Annotated in this window: 27 protein-coding genes, 4 tRNA genes and 1 pseudogene; 22 read left to right on the forward strand and 10 right to left on the reverse strand. The window is 51.8% G+C overall.

Annotated elements, in window-relative coordinates; translation table 11 throughout:
• Positions 1 to 182 precede the first annotated feature (182 nt).
• A tRNA-Tyr gene (locus ACI0CA_RS05710) sits at positions 183 to 267 on the reverse strand.
• Positions 268 to 612: 345 nt separating this feature from the next.
• Between ACI0CA_RS05710 and larC the strand changes: the two genes are divergently transcribed.
• The 6 genes from larC (at position 613) to ACI0CA_RS05740 (ending at position 4213) form a co-directional block, all read left to right on the forward strand.
• A complete protein-coding gene (larC, locus tag ACI0CA_RS05715; RefSeq protein WP_343284189.1) occupies positions 613 to 1875 on the forward strand; it encodes a nickel pincer cofactor biosynthesis protein LarC in 1263 nt (420 codons plus the stop codon).
• 176 nt (positions 1876 to 2051) lie between these two features.
• On the forward strand, positions 2052 to 3092 hold the full coding sequence (locus ACI0CA_RS05720; RefSeq protein ID WP_343284190.1) for a hypothetical protein: 1041 nt from the start codon (positions 2052 to 2054) through the stop codon (positions 3090 to 3092).
• A 138-nt stretch (positions 3093 to 3230) separates the two neighbouring features.
• Positions 3231 to 3306 (forward strand) — tRNA-Lys (locus ACI0CA_RS05725).
• A 22-nt stretch (positions 3307 to 3328) separates the two neighbouring features.
• A tRNA-Thr gene (locus tag ACI0CA_RS05730) sits at positions 3329 to 3404 on the forward strand.
• 320 nt (positions 3405 to 3724) lie between these two features.
• Positions 3725 to 3809, forward strand: a tRNA-Tyr gene (locus tag ACI0CA_RS05735).
• 152 nt (positions 3810 to 3961) lie between these two features.
• Positions 3962 to 4213, forward strand: a complete 252-nt coding sequence (locus tag ACI0CA_RS05740) for a DUF6061 family protein (protein WP_005927463.1) — start codon at positions 3962 to 3964, stop codon at positions 4211 to 4213.
• 98 nt (positions 4214 to 4311) lie between these two features.
• Here the strand turns inward: ACI0CA_RS05740 and ACI0CA_RS05745 are convergent, their stop codons facing one another.
• The 4 genes from ACI0CA_RS05745 to ACI0CA_RS05760 form a co-directional block, all read right to left on the reverse strand.
• Entirely contained in the window at positions 4312 to 4488 is a 177-nt protein-coding gene (locus ACI0CA_RS05745; protein ID WP_446806483.1) for a hypothetical protein, read from the reverse strand.
• A gap of 17 nt (positions 4489 to 4505) precedes the next feature.
• The gene (locus ACI0CA_RS05750; protein ID WP_446806482.1) at positions 4506 to 5771 is read right to left on the reverse strand and encodes a plasmid recombination protein; all 1266 of its coding nucleotides are present in this window, start codon (positions 5769 to 5771) and stop codon (positions 4506 to 4508) included.
• 364 nt (positions 5772 to 6135) lie between these two features.
• Positions 6136 to 7452 carry a phage/plasmid primase, P4 family gene (locus ACI0CA_RS05755; RefSeq protein ID WP_446806481.1) on the reverse strand — a complete coding sequence of 439 codons (1317 nt, stop codon included), beginning with the start codon at positions 7450 to 7452 and terminating at the stop codon, positions 6136 to 6138.
• Between the two features lie 73 nt (positions 7453 to 7525).
• Positions 7526 to 8134 (reverse strand): CHC2 zinc finger domain-containing protein, encoded by a 609-nt coding sequence (locus tag ACI0CA_RS05760; RefSeq protein WP_446806480.1) that lies wholly within the window; start codon positions 8132 to 8134, stop codon positions 7526 to 7528.
• A 255-nt stretch (positions 8135 to 8389) separates the two neighbouring features.
• Here ACI0CA_RS05760 and ACI0CA_RS05765 point away from each other — a divergent pair, with 255 nt between their 5' ends.
• From ACI0CA_RS05765 to ACI0CA_RS05790, 6 genes are all read left to right on the forward strand, one after another.
• Positions 8390 to 9220 (forward strand): helix-turn-helix domain-containing protein, encoded by an 831-nt coding sequence (locus ACI0CA_RS05765; RefSeq protein ID WP_446806479.1) that lies wholly within the window; start codon positions 8390 to 8392, stop codon positions 9218 to 9220.
• Positions 9204 to 9869 (forward strand): sigma-70 family RNA polymerase sigma factor, encoded by a 666-nt coding sequence (locus ACI0CA_RS05770; protein ID WP_446806478.1) that lies wholly within the window; start codon positions 9204 to 9206, stop codon positions 9867 to 9869. Before ACI0CA_RS05765 ends, ACI0CA_RS05770 begins: the two co-directional genes overlap by 17 nt.
• Before the next feature lie 64 nt (positions 9870 to 9933).
• Positions 9934 to 10464 carry an RNA polymerase sigma factor gene (locus ACI0CA_RS05775; RefSeq protein WP_158396448.1) on the forward strand — a complete coding sequence of 177 codons (531 nt, stop codon included), beginning with the start codon at positions 9934 to 9936 and terminating at the stop codon, positions 10462 to 10464.
• Positions 10457 to 11149: a DUF4367 domain-containing protein gene (locus ACI0CA_RS05780; RefSeq protein ID WP_446806477.1), complete on the forward strand. Its 693-nt coding sequence runs from the start codon at positions 10457 to 10459 to the stop codon at positions 11147 to 11149. Before ACI0CA_RS05775 ends, ACI0CA_RS05780 begins: the two co-directional genes overlap by 8 nt.
• A gap of 188 nt (positions 11150 to 11337) precedes the next feature.
• Entirely contained in the window at positions 11338 to 11544 is a 207-nt protein-coding gene (locus ACI0CA_RS05785) for a hypothetical protein (RefSeq protein ID WP_005946665.1), read from the forward strand.
• Positions 11545 to 11670: 126 nt separating this feature from the next.
• Complete coding sequence (locus tag ACI0CA_RS05790; RefSeq protein ID WP_446806476.1) at positions 11671 to 12339, forward strand: hypothetical protein; 669 nt, start codon at positions 11671 to 11673, stop codon at positions 12337 to 12339.
• A gap of 239 nt (positions 12340 to 12578) precedes the next feature.
• Here ACI0CA_RS05790 and ACI0CA_RS05795 read toward each other — a convergent pair.
• Positions 12579 to 12755 (reverse strand): annotated as a pseudogene (locus ACI0CA_RS05795) (DUF6061 family protein); the annotation flags it as partial.
• A 149-nt stretch (positions 12756 to 12904) separates the two neighbouring features.
• Between ACI0CA_RS05795 and ACI0CA_RS05800 the strand changes: the two are divergent.
• Entirely contained in the window at positions 12905 to 13153 is a 249-nt protein-coding gene (locus tag ACI0CA_RS05800; protein ID WP_005920679.1) for a hypothetical protein, read from the forward strand.
• Positions 13154 to 13189: 36 nt separating this feature from the next.
• Positions 13190 to 13498 carry a hypothetical protein gene (locus tag ACI0CA_RS05805; protein ID WP_446806475.1) on the forward strand — a complete coding sequence of 103 codons (309 nt, stop codon included), beginning with the start codon at positions 13190 to 13192 and terminating at the stop codon, positions 13496 to 13498.
• 66 nt (positions 13499 to 13564) lie between these two features.
• Here the strand turns inward: ACI0CA_RS05805 and ACI0CA_RS05810 are convergent, their stop codons facing one another.
• Positions 13565 to 14242, reverse strand: a complete 678-nt coding sequence (locus tag ACI0CA_RS05810) for a hypothetical protein (protein ID WP_049929332.1) — start codon at positions 14240 to 14242, stop codon at positions 13565 to 13567.
• Positions 14243 to 14450: 208 nt separating this feature from the next.
• Here ACI0CA_RS05810 and ACI0CA_RS05815 point away from each other — a divergent pair, with 208 nt between their 5' ends.
• The 7 genes from ACI0CA_RS05815 (at position 14451) to ACI0CA_RS05845 (ending at position 18656) form a co-directional block, all read left to right on the forward strand.
• Positions 14451 to 14756, forward strand: a complete 306-nt coding sequence (locus tag ACI0CA_RS05815; RefSeq protein WP_446806474.1) for a type II toxin-antitoxin system RelB/DinJ family antitoxin — start codon at positions 14451 to 14453, stop codon at positions 14754 to 14756.
• Positions 14753 to 15073: a type II toxin-antitoxin system RelE/ParE family toxin gene (locus tag ACI0CA_RS05820; protein ID WP_446806473.1), complete on the forward strand. Its 321-nt coding sequence runs from the start codon at positions 14753 to 14755 to the stop codon at positions 15071 to 15073. Before ACI0CA_RS05815 ends, ACI0CA_RS05820 begins: the two co-directional genes overlap by 4 nt.
• A 13-nt stretch (positions 15074 to 15086) precedes the next feature.
• On the forward strand, positions 15087 to 16607 hold the full coding sequence (locus ACI0CA_RS05825) for a recombinase family protein (RefSeq protein ID WP_446806472.1): 1521 nt from the start codon (positions 15087 to 15089) through the stop codon (positions 16605 to 16607).
• Positions 16608 to 16832: 225 nt separating this feature from the next.
• Positions 16833 to 17498: an SGNH/GDSL hydrolase family protein gene (locus tag ACI0CA_RS05830; RefSeq protein WP_343284191.1), complete on the forward strand. Its 666-nt coding sequence runs from the start codon at positions 16833 to 16835 to the stop codon at positions 17496 to 17498.
• A 31-nt stretch (positions 17499 to 17529) separates the two neighbouring features.
• Complete coding sequence (locus ACI0CA_RS05835; RefSeq protein ID WP_446806471.1) at positions 17530 to 17655, forward strand: hypothetical protein; 126 nt, start codon at positions 17530 to 17532, stop codon at positions 17653 to 17655.
• Positions 17631 to 18077, forward strand: coding sequence for a TolB family protein (locus ACI0CA_RS05840; protein ID WP_412278300.1), 447 nt, complete (start codon positions 17631 to 17633; stop codon positions 18075 to 18077). Before ACI0CA_RS05835 ends, ACI0CA_RS05840 begins: the two co-directional genes overlap by 25 nt.
• Positions 18078 to 18095: 18 nt before the next feature.
• Entirely contained in the window at positions 18096 to 18656 is a 561-nt protein-coding gene (locus tag ACI0CA_RS05845; protein ID WP_419048770.1) for a hypothetical protein, read from the forward strand.
• Positions 18657 to 18720: 64 nt separating this feature from the next.
• Here ACI0CA_RS05845 and ACI0CA_RS05850 read toward each other — a convergent pair whose 3' ends face one another.
• Positions 18721 to 20694 (reverse strand): YgiQ family radical SAM protein, encoded by a 1974-nt coding sequence (locus tag ACI0CA_RS05850; protein WP_446806470.1) that lies wholly within the window; start codon positions 20692 to 20694, stop codon positions 18721 to 18723.
• A 17-nt stretch (positions 20695 to 20711) separates the two neighbouring features.
• Positions 20712 to 22289: a glycoside hydrolase family 36 protein gene (locus tag ACI0CA_RS05855; protein ID WP_446806469.1), complete on the reverse strand. Its 1578-nt coding sequence runs from the start codon at positions 22287 to 22289 to the stop codon at positions 20712 to 20714.
• Between the two features lie 204 nt (positions 22290 to 22493).
• Between ACI0CA_RS05855 and ACI0CA_RS05860 the strand changes: the two genes are divergently transcribed.
• A complete protein-coding gene (locus tag ACI0CA_RS05860) occupies positions 22494 to 24767 on the forward strand; it encodes a glycoside hydrolase family 3 N-terminal domain-containing protein (protein WP_446806468.1) in 2274 nt (757 codons plus the stop codon).
• A 135-nt stretch (positions 24768 to 24902) separates the two neighbouring features.
• Here ACI0CA_RS05860 and ACI0CA_RS05865 read toward each other — a convergent pair whose 3' ends face one another.
• Positions 24903 to 25457, reverse strand: a complete 555-nt coding sequence (locus ACI0CA_RS05865; RefSeq protein WP_308448094.1) for an HdeD family acid-resistance protein — start codon at positions 25455 to 25457, stop codon at positions 24903 to 24905.
• Positions 25458 to 25561: the final 104 nt, after the last annotated feature.

The following is a 25561-nucleotide window of genomic DNA, read 5'->3' on the forward strand; positions in this document are numbered from 1 at the left end:
GGGGCCTCCGGCCTGAATTTTCAGGCGGAAGCCCCGCATCTGCTCACGAAAAATCTTGATATTGCCATTTTATGGAAAAGGCATCTATGGAAAATCATTTTGGATTTTGCGCTCTAAAAAGCCCGCAAACCCGCATGAATACTGACAAAAACGGGGTGGACATCTAAAGTGTCCACCCCAGATGGTGGAGGAGGGTGGATTCGAACCACCGAAGCTAGAAGCAGCAGATTTACAGTCTGTCCCCTTTGGCCACTCGGGAACTCCTCCATATACAGAGTTGCGTAAACGCAAACTCATATTATAAAAACGGGAAACCCGTTTGTTGCAAGGCGAACACACTGCTCGCTTGAGACAATCGTTATTATAATACATCGGTGTGCAAAAGTCAACCCTGTTTTTGCGAAAATTTGTGTTTTTTCGCGGGGGAAAGACTTTGCGGTTCTGGTTTGGCTTGACATCATCGCTTTGGGGCGGTATACTGTATTTATTGCGGCAGGAAGCTGCGAGGGCGTTGAAGCGCCGGATCTTGTTTTTATAGGATTAAATTGTGCCAGCGGAGGCGCGCGGACTGTATGGGGTTCGTGCGCCTTTTTGATTTTAGGAGGAATTTGCATGAAGACTTTGTATTTTGACTGCGGCATGGGTGCGGCGGGCGACATGCTTTCGGCGGCGCTTTTAGAACTGTTTGACGACAAACAGGCAGTGCTCGACGAGCTGAACGCGCTCGGTATCCCCGGTGTGGAATTTAAGGCGGAAGTGAGCACGAAATGCGGCATCAACGGCACGCATCTTTCCGTTACGGTGAACGGCGAGGAGGAAGAAAGCGCTGACGTGCACGACCACGAACATCACGCTCACGACCATGTACACGAACATGAGCATCACCACGACCACGATCACGAACATACGCATGAGCATGAACACGACCACGGGCATCACCACCACAGCAGCATGGCGGATATCGAGCATATCATCGGGCATCTGCCGTTGGAGAATGCGGTGCGTGCAGACGTGATTGCGGTGTATAAGCTCATTGCGGAGGCGGAGAGCCATGCGCACGGCATGCCGGTTTCGGAGATCCACTTTCATGAAGTCGGCACAATGGACGCGGTGGCGGACATTACGGCGGCGTGCTTGCTCATCCGCAAGCTTGCACCGGAGAAGATTGTTGCGTCACCGGTGCATGTAGGCGCGGGAAAGGTGCGCTGTGCACACGGTGTGCTGCCTGTTCCGGCCCCGGCCACGGCGTATATTCTGCGCGACGTGCCGATCTACGGCGGGCGCATTCAGGGTGAGCTCTGCACGCCGACGGGCGCGGCTTTGCTGAAGCACTTTGCGGCAGCGTTCGGCGATATGCCGGTTATGCGCGTGCAGCGCGTGGGTTACGGCATGGGCAAGAAGGACTTTGAAGTGGCAAACTGTGTGCGCGCGATGCTGGGCGAAACCGGCGACGGCGCGGACTCCGTTTACGAGCTGAACTGCAACATCGACGATATGACCGCCGAGACGATTGGCTTTGCGGCGGAGAAGATTCGCGAGGCGGGCGCGGTGGAGGTCTTCACGACCGCCGTTATGATGAAAAAAAACCGCCCCGGCACGCTGCTGACGGTGCTGTGCCGCGAGGCGCAGAAGGAGGCCGTTGTGCAGGCGATTTTCAAACACACGGCGACCATCGGCATCCGCGAGACGCTGTGCCGCCGCTATGTGCTGACCCGCACGGAGGAGACGGTGGAGACCGCCCTCGGCCCGGTGCGCCGCAAGTTGTCTTCCGGCTACGGCGTGCAGCGCGCGAAGTTTGAGCACGATGACCTGGCGGCGCTCGCCGAGAAAAACGGGTTGAGCCTCACGGAAGTGATGGAAAAGATTGGTAGATAAAATATAAAGGTTTATGGGCCTCGCGTTTTGCGGGGCTCTTTTTCTGTGTGCGGAAAAACTTGCAAAAGTATTGCAAAGGAACTGCAAAAACTGTACGGTTTATATTGAAACAGCGGGGCGGGTGTGGTATGCTCTGGGCGTAGAAAGGTTACACAAAACCGAAAGGAGCATTGGTTATGAAACGGACGTTAAGGACGAAAATCTGGTGTGGTGTGTTGGTAGTTGCGTGCGTCAGCGGCGTGGCCTTTGGCGTTGCAAATTTGCCGCGTGTGCAGGCGGAGGCGGTCTCCGGCGGCGTGGAGGTCACGGAGGCACCGGGGAATGAAGCAGTAGTTTCGGAAGAAAGCAAAGCGGAGGTGCCGGAGATCTCTGGAAATCCCGAAGTTTCCGAAGTATCTGAAACGGCGGAGGTATCTTCTGCGAAAGAAGAATTTGAATCGCATTTTACAGCGGATGAAAAACTGGATTTCTCCAAGATACCGAAAATCGTTCGCACGGAAGACGGGAGCATTTCAATTGAAAACGGCGACGGCAGTTTTGATGCAGAGAATGACCCGTACTTTTCTGCATCGAGCATTTACGGCGGTAAAAATGTGAAAGCCACGATCAAAGACGTGCATATGTCCAATAAACTTGAATATGGTCTTACGCCAGCGGATAACGACTGCTTTGTTCCGTGGTGGATAAATGGTGGTTACCCGTGGCTGGAGACCTGCAAGCTGAACGAAGACGGCACGCTTTCTTCGCCGCATTATGCGTTTGCGTATGTCACAATCGGCTTTGAGAACACCGGAGATGAAGCGACGGGATTCCTTTCCGGAGTATACGACATGGGACAGTATGACACAGACGGCTGCCCTTTGGATATGTCCGAGTGCACGACCGACAAGCGAGAGCTGATCAACGGCATTGCAGAAGTTCCGATGAATGCGGAAGACCCGAACAAGACCGGGAATATTCTGTTGGAGCCGGGTCAGACAAGAGAGCTTGTCTTCATATATCTTTTGTCTGACGAGAGCGTCTATGTGCGCACAGATGATGAAGCCGCTGAAAGAGACGGTGTGAAAAATTACATTGAGATCGTAGAAAACTACTTTATCGACGCCTATACGGAAACCGATTGCCGATATACAATCGATGTCAACAGCGGTTTGGGCCCGTTTGTGCACTATGACGTGAGCGACATTGTGAATGATTTCTTTACGGAGCACAAATAATTTTGATGGGAAGGCCCGGCTTTTGCCGGGCAGTTTCCTTATGTTTCTGCGGTTTTGCGGAGAAAAAGGAAATTTTCAAATTTTTTCATTTTAGAGTTGACAGAACGGCGCGAAATTGCTATAATATTAAAGCTGTATGACTCATTAGCTCAGTTGGCAGAGCACTTGACTTTTAATCAAGGTGTCCGGAGTTCGAATCTCCGATGGGTCACCAAGCGCGTTTTTACGCGCTATGCGCTGGTGTAGCTCAGTTGGTAGAGCAGCTGATTTGTAATCAGCAGGTCAGGGGTTCGAGTCCGTTCACCAGCTCCAATTGATTAAAACTGAGAACATTTTGTTTTCGCTTTTCTATATATTTATTGAGTTCGGTACGGACTCGAACCCTGAAAGGGTTTCGGCGTTAAGAAAACTTTCCGGTGGAAAGTTTTTAGCCGGAAGCGGCGTAGCAGCTATGCTGTAAGCCGTGAAGACGCGCAAGCGGCTTCGTCCGTTCGCCAGCTCCAGTTGATTAAAATCGAGAACATTTTGTTTTCGTTTCTATATATTGTTTCCGAGTGTTTTGCTTGGCAGCAATAAACAGAACTTGTTTCTGTTTTTATAATATGAGTTTGCGTTTACGCAGCTCTGTATATGGAGGAGTTCCCGAGTGGCCAAAGGGGACAGACTGTAAATCTGCTGCTTCTTGCTTCGGTGGTTCGAATCCACCCTCCTCCACCAAACAAGAAAAATCCGAACCTGTTTCCGATTGGAGAAGGGTTCGGATTTTTCGTTTTCTTCGGGTTTGAGAATGAAGGCTCCCGTGGACGGCGTAAAACTCCGATACCTTGTCATAGACCGTAGGCCAATAACAAGATTTGGAGGGTATGATTATGAAGTACGATGAAAGAACCTGCAAATTCAACATGGACACCGGCTGCGTGGAACTGCTGCTCCGGGATGGGAGAATGATCTCCATTGACTGCACTGGGGTCGAGGATGAATTGGACGTGACCATGGCGCAGAGGACTGAACTGGACTATCTCATCTACAACGATCCGCTGGGCTATGCGGATTTGATTCTGAACGGTGACCCGGAGAAATATTTGAAGAATGTGGCCGGGAGCCATGGGCTAGAAGATTGAGGGCAAAAAAATAAGAGGTGTGCCCAACTGGACACACCTCGGTGAGACACATCTATATAAGGCAGGGCGTTCCCTTTACTGGGAGCGTCCTGCTGTTTTTATGCTGCAACAGGCAAGGCTTGTAGAGCTTCCTGCTCTTTCAGCCATTCCTCGTATTCACGCTGGCCTTCCTCGCTGTTGAAAAACTCAACCATGGAGGGATAAAAGCAACGCGCAAGGATCTTGATTGCTTCATCCGGGTAGTCGGATTTGTTCGACTTCTTCTTTTTGTTCAAATGGTATCCTCCGAAACTCAAAGTTCCATATCCTGCCCACGCTTACGGTTTTGCTGCGGCACATTCATGGTGTGCTCCTGCTTGGGGGCAAGAATCTTTTCCAGAAAGCCACGCACCAGTTCGGGCGCACGGTGGAGAGCATCCAGATAGGGTTTCACGTCGTACCACAGGTCGTGGTACTTGTTGCTCCAACGAACGGCCTCTTTCTTGGCGGTGGAAAGTTCTTCTTTCAGGCGGCGGTTCTCCACATCCATCATATAGCCGTGGTCGGCTTGCTTTTTCAGCTTGGAAAACTCTTCTTCGGTCAGCGAATAGTTGCCGAGAAAGGTGCGCTTACCAATATAATCCAGATCGCGCGCATGAATGAGGGCTTCTTTTGTGAGCGTGACCTTTTTCTGCACAGCGGCAAGTTCCTTTTCGGTCTTGGAGAGGGTTTTGTTGGTTTGGGTGAGGTGCTGCTCTTTCTGGTCAATCTGGGCGGTCAGAGTGTCCAGCCGCTCCTGCTCCCGCTGGACTTTGAACTGGGTGACGGTCAGGTGTTCTTCAGTGCTGCCACGCTCACCGCGCTCTACATCCGTATACCCGGCGTTGCGCATATAGTGGAAGAAATCGTCTTGCAGGACACTGTACGACTTCTTCAGGACTGGCTTGCCGCTCTTTTGCAGGACAGGCTTTCCGGCATCGTCCAGCAGGGGCTTGGAAGCCCACTTCTTGCTTCGGCTGACCTGCATGACGGTCTCCTTGACTGTGCCGACCAGTGCCTTGTCCTTGCAGCGTTTCGAACAGAGGATCTGCTTTTCCACCACAGGCACATAGACCACATGGAGATGATAGTGGTAGACTTCACGGCCTAATGCTTCGGTCATGGCACGGTTGATCTCATCGGCGTGCATGACTGCCGAGAGGATATACTGCTCACCGCCCACGATTTGAACGGCAGCTTGGTAGGCATCCTCATAGAACTGCTTGGCGAACTCGTAGCCGCCGTGGTTGTCAAAGTAGGCCGAGTTGACATCAAAGACAAGCTCGCAGTAATGGGTGGCATCCGGCTTCAAGCCGCGCGTGGAAATCGTGCCAGCGGTTTCCAGTTGGGAGAACAGGTCGGTGTAGCTGGCGGTTGGCTTTTTGAAGTGGATGTTCCATGCAGTGCGCTGGGGGATGATGTCGGGGTTCCGGTAGCTGTCCTTTTCGCGCTCGTTGTGCTGCTGAGTGTTGCCAACGGCCTTGTCCGAAACGGCGAGATTTCGAACACTGGTGCGGTCAATGCCATCATTTCTTGCCAAAGGGCATCCCTCCTTTCAAGGTTCATCGAGAGGTGACGGGGAACGGAGATGCACTTCTGCGGAAGTGTAATAACCCACTATGACACTTTCATCCCTATGGTCTGCAAAGTGTAGTGGGCTCTCCGAGGGGGAACGTCTCCTGCGGGAGAGTTACAATCAAGTTCGCACAATGCGAACTTGATTGCTCCGTACGCATCCGAAAAAATCGCGTACGGAGTTCAAATAACCTGTACGGTTCGTACGGTGTACGGAAACCCGAAATATAAACGATAACACGCCTTAATTTATCTCGATTTGCCGTACAGGTGCGTACAAGTACAGACCGTACAGGTTGTACGAACTTCTTCCGTAAAAAATGCACTTTTTACGGGCAGGGGTGGACAAGCGGTTCGATGCCTACAAAACCACGCACCCTGCGGCCACCGGGCAGGTAGATGTTGTTGGTGGCTTCAAGGTTATAGCGGCGGTCATTCTGGCGCAACTCTGCGCTGAAACGGATGGCCGACACGCTGTGACAGGCGTTGTCCTCACACCACAGTTTGTAGATCTCGTAGAAATCTTTGGAACTGATGGAGTAGTCCGCTTTGAATCGGAAATAGCCCTCGGATTCCATAAAGTCGATGACATTGTTGCTGCTGCGCTTGATGGTGTCCACATTGGCGGCGGCACGTTCGCTGACCGTGAAGCGGAAATCGTTCTGCACCAGCCGGTGCAGCCCTTCCAGACACCAGAGCAGGATGCCTTCCAATTCGGCGCACATCTTCTCCACAAGGAAGGGGTCGTCCATGCGGTCGGCAGGCTTGTCCTTGGTGGTCAGGATAAGTTGGCGGCGAAAGAAGCCGTCCGAATGGTCGTACAGCGAGGTCAACGCGCCGTTGCCGAAACAAAGGAACCGGGCGTAAATGTCCCGCTGGTAGCTCTGGACACCTTTGCGCTCCAAGTCCAGCTTGGCTTCGGCGGTCACGATGGTCTTAATATAATTCGTTTTGGGCAGGGCGTTCATGTCCATGTCATCGTCGATCATCAGCAGGCGGCGTTCCAAATCGGCACGGGCAAAGCGGTTGTTCTCCACCTTCTGGACGCTGCCATTGCTGGCGGCATCTCCCATGAGCCGTTTCAGCACCAGCCCAATGCGGGACTTGCCCTCGCCGCCCTTGCCAACAATGAGCATCATCTTCTGTCCCTTAGTGCTGGGGATAAGGCAGTTGCCCAGATATTCCTGCAAGGTGGGGATGTCGGCATCGTCCAGCAGTTCGTGCAGGAAGGTCAGCCAGCGTTCCGGGCTGGGTGCTTTCGGGTCGTACTTCACAGGCAGGCGGTTCTGGCAGAACAGGCGGCTTTCCTGAAAGGTGCCGTCCGGCAGATGGTACACGCCGTTCTGGAGGTGGATGCAGTCCTGCTCAATGGGAAACGGGTCGGAAAAGGCCAGCAGCTTGATGGTCTCCAGAATGTTGGTGACCTTTTTGGACAGGCCGGAGGTGACATATTCTTCGATGTTCTCCAAGATGCGCTGCTTGATCTCGCTCTCGTCCTCCACCGGGCCGTCCAGCGTGTACAGCGTTCCGTTGACGCATTTCAGCGGCCACTGCTCCAGAAAGGCACGGCCAAACTGGACTTCATCAATTTTCTTGCCGTTGTACCAGTCCGGCCATAAGGGGTTGCGGGAAATGTTTTTCTTCATGTGGTGGTTCTCCTTTAGAAAAGTGAAGTGGCGGGTCTCACAGTGAGACCTGCCACTTCAGGTGAATAAATTATCAGGCGCACTTTGCCAGAGCAAGGCGGTCGGTGCGCTCCTCCAACATCAGCAGGTACGACCCGGACAGCAGCCGTGCGGCGGCATCGGCTTTCTGCTGGGGTGTTCCAAATGCAACGCAGTCCGTCAGGTGCTCGATGGTGTCGGTCATGTGGAGGGCTTCCACGAACCGCTCGTCTAGCGGTTCTTCCGGGCTGGCGGGCTTGTAGCGCTCCTGCCAGTCGTGCAGCAGGTCAAGATAATCGGTCAGCACCCGCAGGCAGTAGGCGATGTCTGCCCACTGCTCGTCTGTCAGGCCACGATTGGGCGGCGGCAGGGCGATGGCATTAGCGGGTGGCTTGTCCGGGTCAAGCCCAAAATCGTGTACGAGCTTTTCGGCGGCTTGCCGGGGATTCAGGCTGAACAGCTTGGCGGTGAGGTCGATCACATCCCCGGTAGCTCCACAGCCGAAGCAGTAATAATAGGTGTCGTTCAGCTTCATGCTGGGGGTGTTGTCGGAGTGGAACGGACAGCACACCATACTGCGGCGGTCTGGCTCCATGCCGTAGACCTTGGCAGCTTGCGGAACGGTGATGGCGGATTTGATTTTCTGAAACAGGCTCAAGGGCATTCCTCCTTTGTGTCGTGCGTTGCGCGTTGCACCAGAGACCCCAAAGCGGGAACTCTGGTGTTTTTTGCTTCCTGCCTGAATATACGGAAAATTTTGCAGGAAAGGCGAAAAAGCGGCAGAACTGCAACGGAAAAAGAAAAATGCCCTTACTGGTTGCAGGGCTGCAACAGCAAGGGCAGAGAGGAAACCGTATATTGAACAAAACGGCAGAGCGTATTATAATGAGGAAAAAGCTCAAAAAGGAGGGCCGACCACATGACACAGGAATATCTGCCCGCACCATCCAACATCCGTCTTGCGGACTTGATGAAAGAACGCAACATCAGCCAACCAGAACTTGCCAAGGAACTCGGCTGCTCCAAGAGCACCATCAACCGCTTTATCAGCGGTGCGAAAGGAACCCTGACCCACGAGCAGGTGCTGAAAATTGCAAGGCTGTTCAACGTGTCCACGGATTTTCTGCTGGGAGAAACCAACATCCCTGACCGCAAGAACTACGACGTTGCCGAACTGGGCTTGTCCGTAGAAGCCGCAAAGAACCTCTACACAGGGCGCGTCAATGCAGAGGTGGTCAACCTGTTGCTGGAAAACGCTCGGTTTGCAGAGCTTACTTACCGCATAGCGCAGTATTTTGATGATACGTTTGCATCCGGCATTGCAGCACAGAACGCCATGCTCACGACATTGAGCACCCTGCTGCGCACAAAGGTCAAGACCCCGGAAGCAGCCAAAGCCGCAAAGGACATCAGTCTCCGAAGAAAGCCAGTGTACCAAGGCGACCTTGATGACATTGAAATGTACTTCATGGCAGCGGTCAAAGAGATCAAAAAGGGCATCGGGAGCCATTACGCCAAACAGGAAGCCATGAGCAAGAAAGTGGCAGAGAAGATGTTCACCGAATTGACCAAAGGGCAGGATGTGCAGCACCCAACGATTACGGCAGAGCAGCTGACAGACGCAATGTTGGGTAGCGTTTCGGGCATGGAGGGAGCCACGCCGGAAGCACTGAAACAGCTGCGGAGCGGTCTGCTGGGAATCTTGCAGTCTGCCGCAGAGCAGGAAAACGCCCATGAAGCAGACGAATGAACGGCTTTGTGCGCTGGCACAGAAAGGCGATGCTGCCGCACTGGACAGCCTGATCGACAACAACAAGTCCTTTATTGGCAAGGTGGCAAATGACCTTTTCCGCAGCATGAATCTGGCACAGTCCGGCCTGAACCTTGACACGGACGATTTGAAACAGGCGGGCAATCTGGGCTTGTGGAAGACCGTGCCGAAGTTCGATGCAGCGCGTGGCATGAAGTTCCTGACCTATGCTGCTCCTGCCATCCGCAATGCTATGATGGACATGGTGCGGGATGCCTTTACCGCTTTTGAACAGCGGATGGTGACGGAAGATAAGGACGGTATCTGCTACCAGCGCGTTTCGCTGGACGATGTTCTGCCGGGAGAGGAACAGCTGCGGCGCATTGAAGCCATAGCCGACCCCTACGCCATGCAGCCGCAGAGCATTATGGAGGAGCAGGAATCGCGCCGGGAACTGTACGATGGTCTGAAACGGCTGACCCAGCGGGAGCAGGCCTACCTGCTGTACCGCTATGGCTTCACTGATGGCGAGGAGCATCCACTGATCGGCACGGCGATATACTTTCACCTGACGAAAGGCCGCGCCAAAAAGACCGAGGAACAGGCCATGGATAACCTGTGGCTGGAACTGCCGTGGTGGTTTATCTGAATGGGCAGAGAGGAATTGTGTCAAATTGACATAATTCCTCCCGATAAGAGGGATGTGAGCGAAAATGCTGGCAATGTATCTGGCAGTTCTGGATGACCGGAGCAGCGAAGAACAATTTATAGATGTATATAATACCTACAAGCGGCTGGTCTACCATACCGCTTACAAAATTATGGGCGATTCTTATCTGGCAGAAGATGTGCTGCAAGAGGTTTTTTTGTACGTTGCCAAAAATTTTTCTAAAATTCATCGAGAAAACTGTCACGAACTCGCCGCTTATCTCGTTAGTTGTAGTAGAAGCCGTGCATACGATATGCTTCGCAAGCAGCGAGAAGAACCATTAGAAGAAATCCCAGACGTGCCAGATGATGCCCCGGTGCCGGATGATGCAGTAATCAGCACCGATAACATCCAACACCTGACAGAACTGATCGGACAGATGAAACCGATGTACCGTGACCCACTGCGCCTTTTGGCAATGGGCTACACCAACCGGGAGATTGCCAAATCGCTTGGACTGACAGATGAAGTGGTTCGGATGCGGCTTTTCCGTGGAAGAAAACTATTGTGGAAGGAGCTGAACAGCCGTGAGTGAGCGGACAGAGATCTCTTTTGATGCAGCTTTGATGATGGCACTCCGTGCAGATGCACAGAAAGAACTGGACGAGCTGCCAACTCCGGCACAGCTTGAAGAACGCTATCCGGACACGTTCCGATGGGATGCTCGCCTGAAAGCGGCATTGCATAAACGCCGTCCGGTGCTGAAACGAGTGCTTGTTGCAGCCATGACGCTGGTAATTTTAACTCTCGGCGCACTTGCAGTAAGCGCAGACTTCCGCAAGGCAGTCTACACGATGATTCAGAAGTTCTTGCCGATTGAGATGCAGCTGACGTATCAAGTGGACGGCGAACCGTTGGAACGATTGCCGGATGGATACAGCGATCATTATGTGCCGGACGGCTTTGAACGAGATTATGAACAAGGATATGATAACGAAATATCCTTTCTTCATGCCTATGTTGATATCAATGATAAGAACATCTTTTATTATGTGGACTGTTCCGTAATTCAAGACTATGGACAAGTCGAAACTTTCGACAATGAGCATACGGTTTATGAGCGCATTAAAATTGGAACAGCCGATGCAACACTTGGAACGAGTAATAACGGAGGACGTACAGGATATGTGCTAGTATGGGAGAAAGATGGCATTTCGCATACGATTATTGGAAAGATATCGCATGATGAGCTTCTAAGAATTGCGGAAAGCATTTCCTGATTTGTCAAGACCTTGCCGACACACTTGTGATTGTTTACAAATGTGTCGGCATTTTTTGTGCAAATATACAAAGTTGATAAAATCTCGAAAATTTTTCAAAAAAGCTGTCACAAACGCAGTGTGAGCAACGTTGACTAAGCAAAAGCTCCTGTGGGAGTGTACAAAATGGAGGTTATTCATTAATCAAAATGACGAAAGAAGAAATCATTTCCATGCTATCAAAGGAATTGAACAGTGAATGGACGAATGGAGTCACATGTTTGATGGTGGAAAATTCCGATAGCTATATTCCAGTAATAGTTCATCACAATAAAAATGAACTTATTGTTGAAGTAGGAGAACAAGACAAGAAGATTTACCGCATCGGACGAAATGAGCTAAATAAAACATCTTAGTCATCACCAAAAAAATCATTGAAATCAGTCACGATTTGACGCATAAAGGCTATAAAATTGGTGGCAGACTAACTGTTTGGACGGCTAATACGAGCAACCCGTCTCAAAGTAAGAGGTATGCTATTTATGATGTTAATTCTACTTTGTATCCCAGTGATACTTTGGACATTTTCTCTGAGTCGTACAATGCAAACACTTAAAAAACCACCTCTGACAGTGCTGCTCTGTTTGATAGTTTGCTTTACATTAACATCTTGCTTTAATACAAAAAATAAAAGTGAATCGGTTCCGGATAACTATTCATTGTATTCGCAATATGTTGATAAAGTTGTAAAAAAATTCGAGCCAGAAGGATTTGAGATGTTAAATAGTACAGCCGATATCTATAGCTCTGGATTTCCTGAAAACGAATACTTTGAGGAGCGAGATGATTTGTATGATGGTAATCCACTACAACCAAAAAACAGAAAAGCTGTCTATTTAAACTCAACAAATGGTATCCTTGCGTGTATGACATTTTTATATTCTGAAGAAGAACTAGGAAAGCGAATGCTGACAATTGATTCCTTGCCAGCAGAGGCGGTTGCTACTTTTCAGAAGGAAGGTGACATAAACATTCAAGAAACATACGAAATGGTTCTGGAAGATCAACACTGTATTGTGTTGCTTAAATTTATCTCAACTGAGTCATTGCAGAGCAATCAAGAGCAAGCAGTTACCCGCTACAGAGCATCAGTAATTGATTTTTTTGAAGAATACACACAATTTCTAAAAAGTCAAGAAAATATAAAATAACTTAAAACCAATATACAAGGACACCATGAATCGGTGTCTGAAAAACGAATAGCTAATAATAAACAGCTCTCTATTTGCAAAGACTGCAGGTAGAGGGCTGTTTGTTCCACTTCAGATATTTTAAGTTTGCCATTGTCACGGTTGAAAGAAATGGATACAGCGACCATTATGTGCCGGATGGATTTGAACGAGATTATGACCAGAGGTATGATAACGAAATATCCTTTCTTCATTAAAGGTCAATCTTCTAATCCGCCGTGGTCGCAACCCAGTGACAGGAAGTGCTCTATCTCCCCACCCAGCACCATCTGCGCATACTCTAATAGCTTGTTGTAGAGCAACCAATCCAATTCCGCCCGCTGCGTTGGAGTATTGCCGTATTCGTCCTCAATAGCGATGCAGATAAACAAAACTGTGATTATGCAACAAATTTTCCATGAATTTATGTGCAGCTATACGATTTTGAAAAATTTTGTAGACAAACGAAATAAATTGGGCTTAAATTTCGTTATTCCAGTAAGAAACGCAAGAGATTTCTTTTAGAGTGTATATAGGAGATCCTTTTATGCTAGAGCAGTTTTTCAAATCACAAGTTGCAGCTGTTTCTGACCCCTGCCAGTGCAATCGCATCACGGATGCGCTGGCAGCTGCTGGAATCAAATTCTATTGCAAAACCAAAGATGTCAATCGGCGTAATACATTTGATCAGGCAAGAATTGGAACTTTGGGCATAAAGCCAAAGTATGTCACAGAGATATTTGTAGATAAAGAAAATGCAGATATGGCACTGCATATTGTACACGCACTAAAGTAAAGTTATAGCTCTTACAGCATGAAAGCAAAATTTTAGATGATGAAAACGGTGTATGTGGTGAAAAGTCAAACAAGCAGTGGAATATCTAAAAACTATGGAAGTTACCATTTCCCTTTAACAGCCCGTCCGCCGACCAAAATGGCGGAGAAAATAGCGGCGAAAAACAAGAATGTAAGCCAAATCGGGCTTAGTACCCACAACCAAGACCACGAAATCAATCCAGTTGCTTTTAATACAGCAAGTACCAGCGTTAAAGCAACGATAGGATCCATTCCAGATCGTCCGGATCGGTTAGACTTTTTCTCCATACACATATCACCTCGAAAATTTGATTTATTGTGGTAAGTTGAGTATATCATATTTTCTAATCAAAGAACATCCCTATACGATTTTGCAACAGCCCCTTGCAGATTAGCTGCTAAAATAGTCATCTACAATGTTATAAATGAAATCCAAAACATCGTAGATATGGTCAATGGTATTCCTTAATTCTATATAATCAATAAAGTGGTCACTTGTAAAGAAAAGCTGTTCGTTCTTTTCTTCTTCGATGGCTTTATCCTCCTTAGTCATTAAATACCGCCAAACCTCGGCTTTTTGATCAACCTGTTTGGCTTGAGGATTTGATTCGGCGGGTGTTTGATTGGCTTCCTGCAATTCCTTAAAAAGGAGTTGGATTTTACTCAATGATATTCCATCTAACGAATAAAGTGTAAAATTTTCTTTTCGAGCTTTCACAGACTCAACAAATTCTTCCGAGATTATAAATTTATCAATAACATCTCTTTTTACAGTAAACCATAATGTTAATAGATCATGCCCACCTTCTGGCAACTCTCCATAGCATCGTTGATAAATGTGCTTGAGAGAAATTTCAAGGGAATGACGATATAAAAACATTATCGGAAAGATATATGTGTCTAGCGTTTTTGAATCACAGTTGCTGCTGATAACAAGAGAAACCAAGTCATCTGCACTGTTCTTATATCCTTCGCGTAAGCCATATAAAGCCTGTCCTTTGTCTTGCCACCCGAAATAGGCGGCGTGTCCCATATTGTCAGTGCCTACAAATATTTTTCTTCCTTTCACAGCCTTATCTCTCCTCTGCACACAATTTTCTTTGAAATAAGTTTAACATTAGTATCTCATTCAGGCAAGAAGATAAAACTTGCTTTTATTGTGAGAAATGATAAAATTTGCACTTTATTTTTGTGATAGTCGGAGAATTTCAAACGTTGCTTAGTTCTCGATTGACTTGTAATGCAAAAAGCATTACAATAAATTCGAGGTGATAACCATGGAAAAAACGATGATGTTGAACGTCCGGGTCAGCCCCAGCGTTAAGCAGCAAGCCGAGGATGTGTTGAAGCAGCTCGGCATCCCGATGGCAACAGCTATTGATATGTACCTGCGCCAGATCACCCTGACTGGCGGCATCCCCTTTTCTCTGTCCCTGCCGAAAGCTCCTGCGGCTCTGAACGCTGACACCATGACCGATGACCAGCTTCATGCAACTTTGCAGGTAGGCATCAAGGAGATTCAGAACGGTGATACCGTGGATGCCGCAAGCGCATTCGCACAGTTCAGGGAACAGCACAGATGAAACAGTATGACGTGAAAATTTCTCATGCAGCCCTCAGCGATATGGAGCAGATCTACAGCTACATTGCCGACCGTCTGCTGGAGCCTGACACGGCTATGGGGCAGTATAACCGCATTGCAGAAGCTATCCAGTCGCTGAACATCCTGCCGGAACGCTGTGCGCTGGTGGAAAGCGAGCCGGAGCGCACCCAAGGGCTGCGGCAGATGCTGGTGGACAACTACTCGGTATTCTACATCGTGGGCGAGGATGACGTGTCGGTGGCTCGTGTGCTGTACAGTGCATCCGACCTTGTGCGCCGCCTGCGGAGAATGAAGTGAAAGGGGTGTTTGCATGACCGCCGTGATTTACGCCCGCTATTCCAGCGATAATCAGCGCGAAGAATCCATCGAAGGTCAGATTCGCGAGTGTACGGCCTACGCCGAAAAGAACGGCATTACCGTGGTCAAGCACTACATTGACCGCGCCCTTTCCGCCAAAACCGACAACCGCCCGGATTTCCAGCAGATGATCAAGGACAGCGAGAAACGGTTGTTTGATATTGTGCTGGTCTGGAAGCTTGACCGTTTTGCCCGAAATCGCTATGATTCGGCCCACTATGAGTACCAGTTGGAACGAAATCATGTCAAGCTGGTATCTGCCACGGAGCCTATCTCTGACAGCCCTGCGGGTATCATGGTCAAGAGTATGCTCACTGGCATGGCTGAATACTACTCGGCAGAACTTTCTGAAAAAGTTGTGCGCGGCATGACCGAGAATGTTCTGAAGGGGAAGTACAACGGCGGCACGATTCCCATTGGCTTCAAGGTGGACGAGGAGAAGTTCTTTCAAGTCGACCCGCTGAAAGCTCCCTTTGTGGTAGAAGCCTTTCAGCGGTATAACGATGGCGCGACCATGAAAGAACTGATGAACTGGCTGAACGACAGTGGCGTGACCACCAACCGCAACCAGAAGTTCACCTACAACAGTGTTCAGAAGCTGCTGACGAACAAACGGTACATCGGTGAAAACCACTTCAAGGACATTGTGATGCCCGACAGCATCCCGGCCATCGTGGATAAAGATTTGTTTGAGGAAGTGCAGCTGAAAATCAAAAAGAACAGCCGCGCTCCTGCCCGCCACAAAGCCGAGGATGATTATCTGCTCACCACCAAGCTGTTCTGCGGAATGTGCGGCGCGATGATGTTCGGCGAGTGCGGTACGGGTAGAAACAAAGTTGTTCATCATTATTATAAGTGCGCCACCGCGAAGCGTTTCAAGACCTGCAAGAAAAAGACCGTCCGTAAAGAGTGGCTGGAAGATTTGGTCGTAGCTGAAACCATGAAGCTGATTCAGGACGATGCCGTGATTGACGCCATCGTTGCGGAAGTCATGGAGTTGCAGGATCGGGAAAACACCACTCTCCCTTTGCTGGAAAAGCAGATGCGCGAGGTAGAGAACGGCATTGAAAATATGCTGAACGCCATTCAAGCAGGTGTGCTGACCAACTCCACCAAATCGCGTTTGGAAAAGCTGGAAGCCCAGCAGAAAGAACTTGAGGTTCGGATCGCCGAAGAAAAAATCGCTCGGCCTCGGTTAAGCGAAAATCAGGTTCGTTTCTGGCTGACCCGGTTCCGCAAGCTCGTCCCGAACGTGAAAAGCCACCGGGAAACGCTTATCAATACATTCGTGAATGCTGTTTATCTCTATGATGAAAAAGTTTTGATTACATTCAACTACAAAGACGGCACAAAAACCATCACTTTCGATGAAATCGCCGCCAAAGATGCCCCAGAGGGCAATGGTTCGGATTTGGGTTGCTTCGCTCCACCAGAAAAAAGGACTTTGCATTTTGCAAAGTCCTTTTTTCTGTGAAATAAATTCCTTCGGGATTTGTGAAATATACCTTCGGTATAGTGAAAAAACAACCTACGGTTGTTGTGAAATGCGCTGCGGCGCGTGAGATTTATTTCATTTCACATTTTGCGTCAGCTGCGGGCCTTTGTCAACGTGGTAGGTATTTTGCACAGTGCCCTTGTAATATTGTAGAAATCCGATTATAATATAACCAGAAATTTACTCTTTTAGGGGGAGTTTACCATGATTTTTGAAAATATGGATCGCATTATTTTTGCAGGGGATTCCGTAACGGATATGGGCAGCGCACAGCCGGTGGGCGAGGGCTTGTTTGACAACATGGGTCACGGCTATCCGCGCGTCATCGAGAGCCTTGTGACGGCGACTTACCCGGAGCTGAGCATTCGTTTTACGAACTCCGGCATCAGCGGCAATACGTCGAAAGACCTGCTTGCGCGCTATGAGCGCGACGTGCTTTCCTTGAACCCGCAGTGGGTGTCTATCTGCATCGGCATCAATGATGTGTGGCGGCAGTTTGATTCTCCGGCGCTCACCGATCAGGCGGTCGACCCGGTGGAATATGAAGAAAACCTGCGCACGATGATTGAACAGGCGAAAATGGTTGCGAAGGGCGTTATCGTCTGCACGCCGTACTACATGGAGACGAACAAGAGCGACTTTATGCGTGCCAGAATGCAGGAATATGTGGGCATCTGCGAGCGTCTTGCCGAGGAATACGGCTGCCGTTTTGTAAACTTCCAAGCGGTGTATGACAAGTTTTTGCAGTATAAACACTCTTCGCTCATCGCATGGGACCGCGTGCACCCGAACCAGATCGGCGCGACGCTGATGGCGAAGGAATGGCTCTCGAAGTGCGGATTTGAATACGACCACACGCCGGAGGCGTAAGATTCCATTATAATCTGGGGGAGTTGAAAGCATGAAATTTGGTGTGCAGCTTTACGGCCCGCTCAACAACATGCAGGGCGAGGTTTTGGAAAAGCTTGCTGCGCTTTCCGCGATATCGACGGCAGGCAGGAAGTGGACGTATACACGATCCCGGTGAACGGCGGCGCGGAAAAGCGACTGACAAAGGGTGGCTTTAACGACGGCCCGGAGTATTCCCCGGACGGAAAGTACATTTGGTATAACGCTACAAACTCCGGCTTGATGCAGGTTTGGCGCATGGAGCGGGACGGCGGCGAGCAGACGCAGATCACCGAAAACCGGCGGAACAACTGGTTCCCGCATGTATCACCGGACGGAAAACGGGTGGTCTATATTTCCTACGGCCCGGAGCAGCTGGAGCCGCACGAGCACCTGCCGAACATGCCGGTGGAGCTGTGGCTGATGGATGCGGACGGCGAAAATCAGCACAAAATTCTGTCGCTGTTTGGCGGGCAGGGTTCGATCAACGTGAACTCCTGGGCCGGAGACAGCATGCGGTTTGCATTTGTGAGCTACGCGATTTTGGAAGACCCGAAATGACTGACGAGGTAAATAAAAATGATTTTTGAAAATAAAGGCAAAGAGAATACCTTGGAGACGCTGCACATTGCTTTAAACGCCGCGAAGGAGCGCGGAACGACGCTTGTGGTGGCTTCGAACGCGGGCGACACGCTTATAGAACTCATCAAAATGCAGGAAGCGCTCGGGACAAATGTGCCGATGGTCATGGTGGGACAGGCGTACGGCTACCCGAAGCAGGGCGTGAACACCATGACGGACGAGCGGCGCGCGGAGTTGACCGCAGCCGGTGTGCATATCATTCATGCCGCGCACGCTTTGAGCGGTGCGGAACGCGGCATCAGTCGTAAATTCAGCGGCGCGTACCCGGTGGAGATCATGGCGCACACGCTGCGCATGTTCGGACAGGGCACGAAAGTTTGCGTGGAGATTGCCATGATGGCGCTGGATAACGGCGCGATTGAGCTTAATAAGCCGGTTGTCTGTGTGGGCGGCTCGGCGCGTGGTGCGGACACCGCGTGTATCATCACGCCGGCGTATACGGCGGACTGTCTTGACACGAAAATTCACGAGATTCTCTGCAAGCCGGGTTTGTATTAAATTATAAAGCAATGACAAAAGCTCTGCGCCTGAAATTCGGTGCAGAGCTTTTTGCTGTCTTACATTATCGTTTGCCGCGCTTTTTGGGCGGCTCGCCTGTCCAACGGCGGCTTTGGGGCGCCGGCGGTTGACTCGTTCTGCCGTGCTTTGCGCCGTTTTTGTTTTTACCGTCAAACGGTTTATGGCTGTTTGCGGCGGGCTTTGGGGGAGCAAAACGGGTATCACCGTGGCGGGGGCGCAAAAGGCAGTTTTTGCCTGTGCCAATGAGGTCGCGGCGATTCGCTTTGATGAGCGCTTCTGTGACGAGGTCGTAATTTTTTGGGTCACGGTACTGGATGAGCGCGCGCTGCATCGCTTTTTCGTGCGGGTCGCGCGCGACGTATACAGGCTTCATTGTGCGCGGGTCGAGCCCCGTGTAATACATGCAGGTCGAGATCGTGGACGGGGTGGGGTAGAAGTCCTGCACCTGCTCCGGCATATAGCCGAGGTCGCGCAGATATTCCGCGAGCTTTACGGCGTCCTGTAAGGTGGAGCCGGGATGCGAGGACATGAGGTACGGCACGAGGTACTGGTTGAGGTGCATTTCTTCGTTCAGCTCTTTGTAGCGCTTGACGAAGCGTCGGTAGACGGAATTCTGCGGCTTACCCATCATGCGCAGCACGCCGTCGGAAATATGCTCCGGTGCGACTTTGAGCTGGCCGCTGACGTGGTATTTAACAAGCTCGCGGAAGAACGTTTCGTCTTTGTCATTGATGAGGTAATCGAACCGAATGCCGGAGCGCACAAAGACCTTTTTCACTTTGGGCAATGCGCGCAGCTTGCGCAGGAGGGAAACGTAATCCGTGTGGTCGATCTCCATGTTGGGGCATGGCTCCGGGAACAGGCATTGGCGGTTTTTACACACGCCGACCTTCATCTGCTTTTTGCAGGCGGGCTTGCGGAAGTTTGCCGTGGGGCCGCCGACGTCGTGAATGTAGCCTTTAAAATCGGGATCCTCGGTCATTTTTTTCGCTTCTTCCAAAAGCGATTCGTGGCTGCGGGACTGAATGATGCGGCCCTGGTGGAACGTCAGCGCGCAGAAGCTGCATGCGCCGAAGCACCCGCGGCAGCTGGCAAGACTGAATTTCACTTCTTCAATGGCGGGGATGCCGCCGAGGGCTTCGTAATCCGGGTGATAGGTGCGCGTATAGGGCAGGGCGTAGGTGTCATCCATTTCTTCGGTCGAAAGCGGCATCTGCGGAGGATTCTGCACGACGAACAGGTGATCGTCCGGGTAGGGCTCGACGAGCGTTTTCGCCGTGAACGGGTCGGTGTTGAGATACTGATTGTAAAAGCTTTTCGCGTACAGCTCTTTACTGGTGGAAATTTTATCGAAGCCGGGGAGGTGGAGCGCGTCGTCGCCGTCGGGCGCGATGTGCGTTTTATACACGGTACCGCGGATGAACGTGAGCTCCTGCACGGGGATGCCGCTGCGCAGGGCTTCGGCAATCTCGACGATGGAGCGCTCGCCCATGCCATAGGAAATGATATCCGCGCCGGAATCGAGCAGGACGGAGCGCTTCATTTTGTCCGACCAGTAATCATAATGCGCAAGGCGGCGCAGGCTGGCCTCGATGCCGCCGATGATGATGGGCGTTTTCTTAAACGTGCGGCGGATGAGGTTGGAATATACGATGACGGCGTAATCCGGGCGCAGGCCCATTTTGCCGCCGGGGGAGAAAAAGTCGCTGCGGCGGCGCTTTTTGGCGACGGAATAGTGGTTCACCATGGAATCCATATTGCCGGCGGAAACGAGAAAGCCAAGTTTTGGCTCGCCGAGTGTGCACACGCTTTCGGGGTCGCGCCAGTTCGGCTGTGCGATAATGCCGACCGTGAAACCGTTTGCTTCGAGAATGCGGGAGATGATCGCCGTGCCGAACGACGGGTGGTCGACGTAGGCATCGCCGCTGATGTACACGAAATCGAGCTGTTCGATGCCGCGTACCGCCATATCTTCTTTTGAAACAGGCAAAAAAGCCGTTCTGTCTGATTTGTTCATGAAAAGTCCTTAAGAATTTATACGCTGCCGGTCAGAATGCCGCACGGCTCTGTCCAGTCAAAGTGTTTCGTTTCCTCGCCAAGCTTCCACACGGCGGGGCAGGTGGTCTCGTGCCAATCAAGCGGGCGCGCGGTGGGCTGGGGCTGACTTGCGCGGCGGAAAGCGTCGCGGATGATGGCTTTGCGCTCGCCGTTTAAATAGGAAGCCGGAACGGAGAGCAGCGTGGGTGTGCCGCTTTTTGCCACAAGCTCCAGCCAGCGCATGCCGAGCGTTTCATCGATGGCATCGGTGAGCGGTACGCAGTCGGCATCAATGGCGAAGAAGCGGTCGTGCATCGGCGCGGTGAATGCCAATGTGTTCATGCCCATGCGGCGCGTACGTGCCCAGAGCTTGCCGCTGACGTCATCGCCGGTGCGGTTGAGGTGCATGAGCCCGGCGCCGAGGTGGCCGAAGCAGTTGCAGCCCATGACCATGGCGTCACCCGCGGCAGCTAAGATGCGTTTATATAATTCAATTAAAATTTCGGCCGTTGTGCGGGTCTCGTCCGCAAAGCGCCAACCGCTGTCCGTGAGCTCGTCGCCCATTTCAAAGCCCCAACGGCCGAGTACGTCGTAGGAAGTGAAATCGTGCTTGATGAGCTTGTAGCCCCAGCTTGAGACGGTGCGGATGTCCTCCGCGATGTGGTCGAGCACTTCGGGCACGGAGGGGTCGAGGTATTCGGGGTTACGCTTCGAGCGCCAAGAGGCGGGAATACTTTCGCTGTGATCCCATAATAAACGTACCCAGATGCCCGGCTGTACGCCGGATTCGCGCAGTTTTTTGGCGAGGCCCGGCATGTCCGGAAAGCCCTTGTTGCCCGCGCGCCACGGGCCGCCGTTGTAGTCATCCGCACGGTCGATCTGCCAGCAGTCGTCGATGATGAACCACGGGCGGTTTGCGAGCCCCTTGGTGAGTTCGGCGAGGGCTTTCGCTTCGCGCAGAACGTCATCTTCCGTGGCATGCCCGTAGGCATGGTACCAGTTATTCGCGCCGTAGACGGGGGATTTCGGCAGAATGGGGTTCGGGCTCAAAACGGAGAAAAATTCACCCATGGCAGTAAAGCCGTCGGCGTCTTCGTATTCTGCGCGGCAAAGCTCCGCAGCGCAGAGGGTGCGGCCGTTTAAGCGCACACCGAGACCGCCGCAGCGCACGTCGAGGTACACGCTGTACCCGGTGCTTTCGGCTGTCCACCAGCACATGGCAGCGGGCTGCGTGTGCACGCCGAAGGCTTCGGTCTTGTTGCCGCTTAGCAGGAAGAAGTACCACGGCATGACGCGATGGGGGACATAACCGCGCCATTCATAGTCGCCGTAGCCGCGCTCCCAAACACCGCCTAAAACCTGCGCTTTTTCGGGCAGCGGGTCCGCGAAATAGAGCGTGACGCGCTGCACGGGCGTTGTGTCAGCGGTGACGTATACGCGCAGAGCTTCGCCGTTCGGCTTTAACTCGACGGTGATGTCTTTATAGGTAGTTGGATTTTGAAACGGAAGGAATTTTTCTTCGTCGTCGGTTTTTAAGAGCATGCCGGTGGGCAAGGGGAATTTTTTTGGATTCATAGGGGTGCTCCTTCGGTCATGGATGCTTTTTATAGTATAACACAGGATACGCAAAAAGGAAAGTGATGAAATTCCGTGAAAGCTGTACGAAAAATTCGTTTGATTTTCTTCCTTGTCAACCGTGCAAAGGTGTGCTATGCTTTAACATGTACGCACAACTGAGCTTTGTATCGGTTGACAGTTTCAATGGAGAGGACAATAAAAATGAAAGAAAAATTTAAAGACAGTGCGCTTTCCCCGAAAGAGCGTGCGGAAGACCTGCTGCCGCGCCTGACGCTGCGCGAAAAGGTCGGTCAGGTGAATCAGAAGCTTTACGGCTTTCAGAGCTACACCTGCAACGGCGAGCACGTGGAGCTTGCGGACAGCTTTAAAGAAGAAGTAGAAAAATGGGGCGGCCTCGGTGTGCTTTACGGCTTATACCGCGCAGACCCGTGGGCGAACAAAGATTATACGACCGGCCTTACCGGCGTGAACGCAATCCGCGCCTATAATCTGGCGCAGCACTATGTACTGGAGCACTCTCGCTTCGGCATTCCGATGCTGATGAGCAGCGAGTGCCCGCACGGCCACCAGGCGCTCGACGGCTATTTGCTGCCGGTGAACCTCGGCATGGGCGCAGCGTGGAACCCGAAGCTCGTTGAAGAGGGCTTTAAGGTCGTTGGCGAACAGCAAAAAGAAATGGGCGTGGATTTTGCGCTCGTTTCCATGCTGGACATTCTGCGTGACCCGCGCTGGGGCAGAAGCGAAGAGTGCTACGGCGAAGATCCGTACCTCTGCGGTCAGAACGCTGCTGCGGCGGTGAAGGGCTGTGCGAGCGCCGGTTTGGAGGTTGTTGCGAAGCACTTCTGCGCACAGGGCGAAACGACCGGCGGCGTAAACGCCAGTGCGGCGCGCATCGGCGAGCGCGAGCTGCGCGAAATTCATCTGCCCGCGATGAAGGAGGCCGTGAAAGCGGGCGCGACGGGTGTGATGGCAGCATATAATGAGATTGACGGTGTGCCGTGCCATGCGAATGAGTGGCTTTTAAAGGACGTGCTGCGCGAGGGGCTTGGCTTTGACGGCATCGTGATGGCGGACGGCGTAGCGATTGACCGTCTCGATATGCTGACGGGTCATGACAAGGCGGCAAACGGCGCGTATGCTTTAAATGCAGGCGTGGACGTGAGCCTGTGGGACGACAGCTTCCCGCACCTGGAAGAAGCCGTGGAGCGCGGGCTCGTTTCCGAAGAAACGCTCGACAAGGCGGTTCTGCGCGTGCTGGAGCTGAAATTTGCGCGCGGGCTGTTTGAGCACCCGTACCTTGAAGAAAAACCGCTGACGGAATACAATGTGCCGAAAACGTTTCCGCAGAGCCTTGAAATTGCGCGGCAGTCGGCAGTGCTGCTCAAAAACGACGGTGTTCTGCCGCTGAAAAAAGAGAAGAAGCTGCGTATTGCGGTCATTGGCCCGAACGCAGACGCGCTGTATCAGCAGCTTGGCGACTACACACCGCCGCTGCGTGACGGTGTGGGTGTGACGGTGCTTGACGGCATTCGGAACGAATTTAAGAACGCCGATGTACGCTATGCGCTCGGCTGCACGATCTGCGACGACGATACTTCCGGTATTGCGGAGGCGGAGAAGCTTGCGGAGGAGAGCGACCTCGTCATTTTGGCGCTGGGCGGTTCTTCAAGCCGCTTTGCGGGCGCGGAGTTTGACACGAACGGCGCGGCAATCGTCGGTACGAAATTGCAGATGGATTGCGGCGAGGGCGTGGATACCTCTGATGTGCGTCTGCCGGGCGCGCAGAACGAGTTGGCGAATGCCGTGTTTGAAAGCGGCAAGCCGGTCGTAACGGTGCTCATTTCCGGCCGCCCGCATGCTATCCCCGAGATTGCGGAAAAGAGCGATGCGGTGCTGTGGTCGTTCTATCCGGGCCCGTGGGGCGGCACGGCCATTGCGGAAGTTTTGAGCGGCGCGGCAGATCCGTGCGGCTGCCTGCCGGTTTCTGTGCCGCGCACAACGGGACAACTGCCGGTGTACTACAACGCCCGCGCTTCCTACGACATGATGCGTTACCGTGATTTGGAGAACACGCCGCTGTACCCGTTCGGCTTCGGTTTGCACTACACGACGTTCAAGACGACCGTAAAGGACGGCACGCCGGAAATTTCTATTGCGACGCTTGAAAACGGAAAAGCGCATACCGTGACGTGCGAGGTGGAAAACACCGGCAGCACAGCGGGCCATGCGACGGTGCAGCTGTACATTCAGGGCGTGAGCGGCACAATCGTCCGCCGCGTGCGCGAGCTGAAAGCATTTGAGAAGGTGTATCTCCAGCCCGGCGAAAAGAAGACGGTAGAACTGAAGCTTGACTGTGACGCACTGAGCATCTGGAACCGCAAAATGCAGTTTGCGCCGGAAGAGAGTAAAGTAGAGCTTTACGTTGAGGAAAGCGGCAGCAAGGTCTGGAACGGCGAGCTGAAAATTACGAAGTAAACGAATATAGTCAAAACAAAAGCACCGTGCCGCACAAGGACACGGTGCTTCGTTTATTGCAGTTGTGCGATGCTCGTCTTCGCGACGTACGTTCGGTCATACGGTATATGTTGCCTGTTATTGCAAAAAGGTTGTTTAGCGGATGTCCTTGTACTCGGATTTTTCTGCGCGGCGCTGCTGGATGTAGGTGATGAGCTCAAAGAGACCGTCTGCTAAAATGCTGATGCCGAAGAACATGATGGCGGCTTTTGCGGCACGGAACGGATTTACGAGCAGCACGATGCCGAGAATGAGCGGCAGTACGGCGGAGATGAGTACCCAGAAGCGGTAGGGGCTGTACACCGAGAGGGCATCAACGGCGAGCGGCATTTTTCCGATGCCGTCTACAAGCAGCATGATGCCGAGCGCGATGGGCAGGAAAGAGAGGACGACGTACGGGCGGGAAAAGCAGAAAATACCGAACGCAAGGCAGAGAATGCCGATGACGAGCGTGCCGCCTGCAGTGAAGCCGAGGTTTCTGGCTTTTATAAAATACCAGAAGCTATGTGCGGCGTACAAAATGAGTGCAGCGGCGATGCCCCAGCAAAAGACGGTGCCGGACATGCCCGGCCAAAACGTGAGCACAAGGCCGAGCGCCATGTAAAGGACGGACGCCCAAAGAGACGTGGTGCGGAAGAAAATGTTTTTCATGAAGATAAGTCCTTTCTATAATAGAGTAATGGAGTGTGTATTTCTAAAGGCGGTTTTGACCGCCTTTCAAGAACCCCCTTGATAGGGTTTCTTGCGGCGCAACA

This window comes from Hominenteromicrobium mulieris (assembly GCF_046197855.1).
GTDB lineage: Bacteria > Bacillota > Clostridia > Oscillospirales > Acutalibacteraceae > Hominenteromicrobium > Hominenteromicrobium mulieris.

Coding starts and splice junctions, on each gene's coding strand:
- larC (WP_343284189.1), top strand. CDS start 613: ATGAAGACTTTGTATTTTGACTGCGGCATGGGTGCGGCGGGCGACATG.
- ACI0CA_RS05720 (WP_343284190.1), top strand. CDS start 2,052: ATGAAACGGACGTTAAGGACGAAAATCTGGTGTGGTGTGTTGGTAGTT.
- ACI0CA_RS05740 (WP_005927463.1), top strand. CDS start 3,962: ATGAAGTACGATGAAAGAACCTGCAAATTCAACATGGACACCGGCTGC.
- ACI0CA_RS05755 (WP_446806481.1), bottom strand. CDS start 7,452: ATGAAGAAAAACATTTCCCGCAACCCCTTATGGCCGGACTGGTACAAC.
- ACI0CA_RS05760 (WP_446806480.1), bottom strand. CDS start 8,134: ATGCCCTTGAGCCTGTTTCAGAAAATCAAATCCGCCATCACCGTTCCG.
- ACI0CA_RS05765 (WP_446806479.1), top strand. CDS start 8,390: ATGACACAGGAATATCTGCCCGCACCATCCAACATCCGTCTTGCGGAC.
- ACI0CA_RS05770 (WP_446806478.1), top strand. CDS start 9,204: ATGAAGCAGACGAATGAACGGCTTTGTGCGCTGGCACAGAAAGGCGAT.
- ACI0CA_RS05775 (WP_158396448.1), top strand. CDS start 9,934: ATGCTGGCAATGTATCTGGCAGTTCTGGATGACCGGAGCAGCGAAGAA.
- ACI0CA_RS05785 (WP_005946665.1), top strand. CDS start 11,338: ATGACGAAAGAAGAAATCATTTCCATGCTATCAAAGGAATTGAACAGT.
- ACI0CA_RS05790 (WP_446806476.1), top strand. CDS start 11,671: ATGATGTTAATTCTACTTTGTATCCCAGTGATACTTTGGACATTTTCT.
- ACI0CA_RS05800 (WP_005920679.1), top strand. CDS start 12,905: ATGCTAGAGCAGTTTTTCAAATCACAAGTTGCAGCTGTTTCTGACCCC.
- ACI0CA_RS05805 (WP_446806475.1), top strand. CDS start 13,190: ATGATGAAAACGGTGTATGTGGTGAAAAGTCAAACAAGCAGTGGAATA.
- ACI0CA_RS05815 (WP_446806474.1), top strand. CDS start 14,451: ATGGAAAAAACGATGATGTTGAACGTCCGGGTCAGCCCCAGCGTTAAG.
- ACI0CA_RS05820 (WP_446806473.1), top strand. CDS start 14,753: ATGAAACAGTATGACGTGAAAATTTCTCATGCAGCCCTCAGCGATATG.
- ACI0CA_RS05825 (WP_446806472.1), top strand. CDS start 15,087: ATGACCGCCGTGATTTACGCCCGCTATTCCAGCGATAATCAGCGCGAA.
- ACI0CA_RS05830 (WP_343284191.1), top strand. CDS start 16,833: ATGATTTTTGAAAATATGGATCGCATTATTTTTGCAGGGGATTCCGTA.
- ACI0CA_RS05835 (WP_446806471.1), top strand. CDS start 17,530: ATGAAATTTGGTGTGCAGCTTTACGGCCCGCTCAACAACATGCAGGGC.
- ACI0CA_RS05845 (WP_419048770.1), top strand. CDS start 18,096: ATGATTTTTGAAAATAAAGGCAAAGAGAATACCTTGGAGACGCTGCAC.
- ACI0CA_RS05850 (WP_446806470.1), bottom strand. CDS start 20,694: ATGAACAAATCAGACAGAACGGCTTTTTTGCCTGTTTCAAAAGAAGAT.
- ACI0CA_RS05855 (WP_446806469.1), bottom strand. CDS start 22,289: ATGAATCCAAAAAAATTCCCCTTGCCCACCGGCATGCTCTTAAAAACC.
- ACI0CA_RS05860 (WP_446806468.1), top strand. CDS start 22,494: ATGAAAGAAAAATTTAAAGACAGTGCGCTTTCCCCGAAAGAGCGTGCG.
- ACI0CA_RS05865 (WP_308448094.1), bottom strand. CDS start 25,457: ATGAAAAACATTTTCTTCCGCACCACGTCTCTTTGGGCGTCCGTCCTT.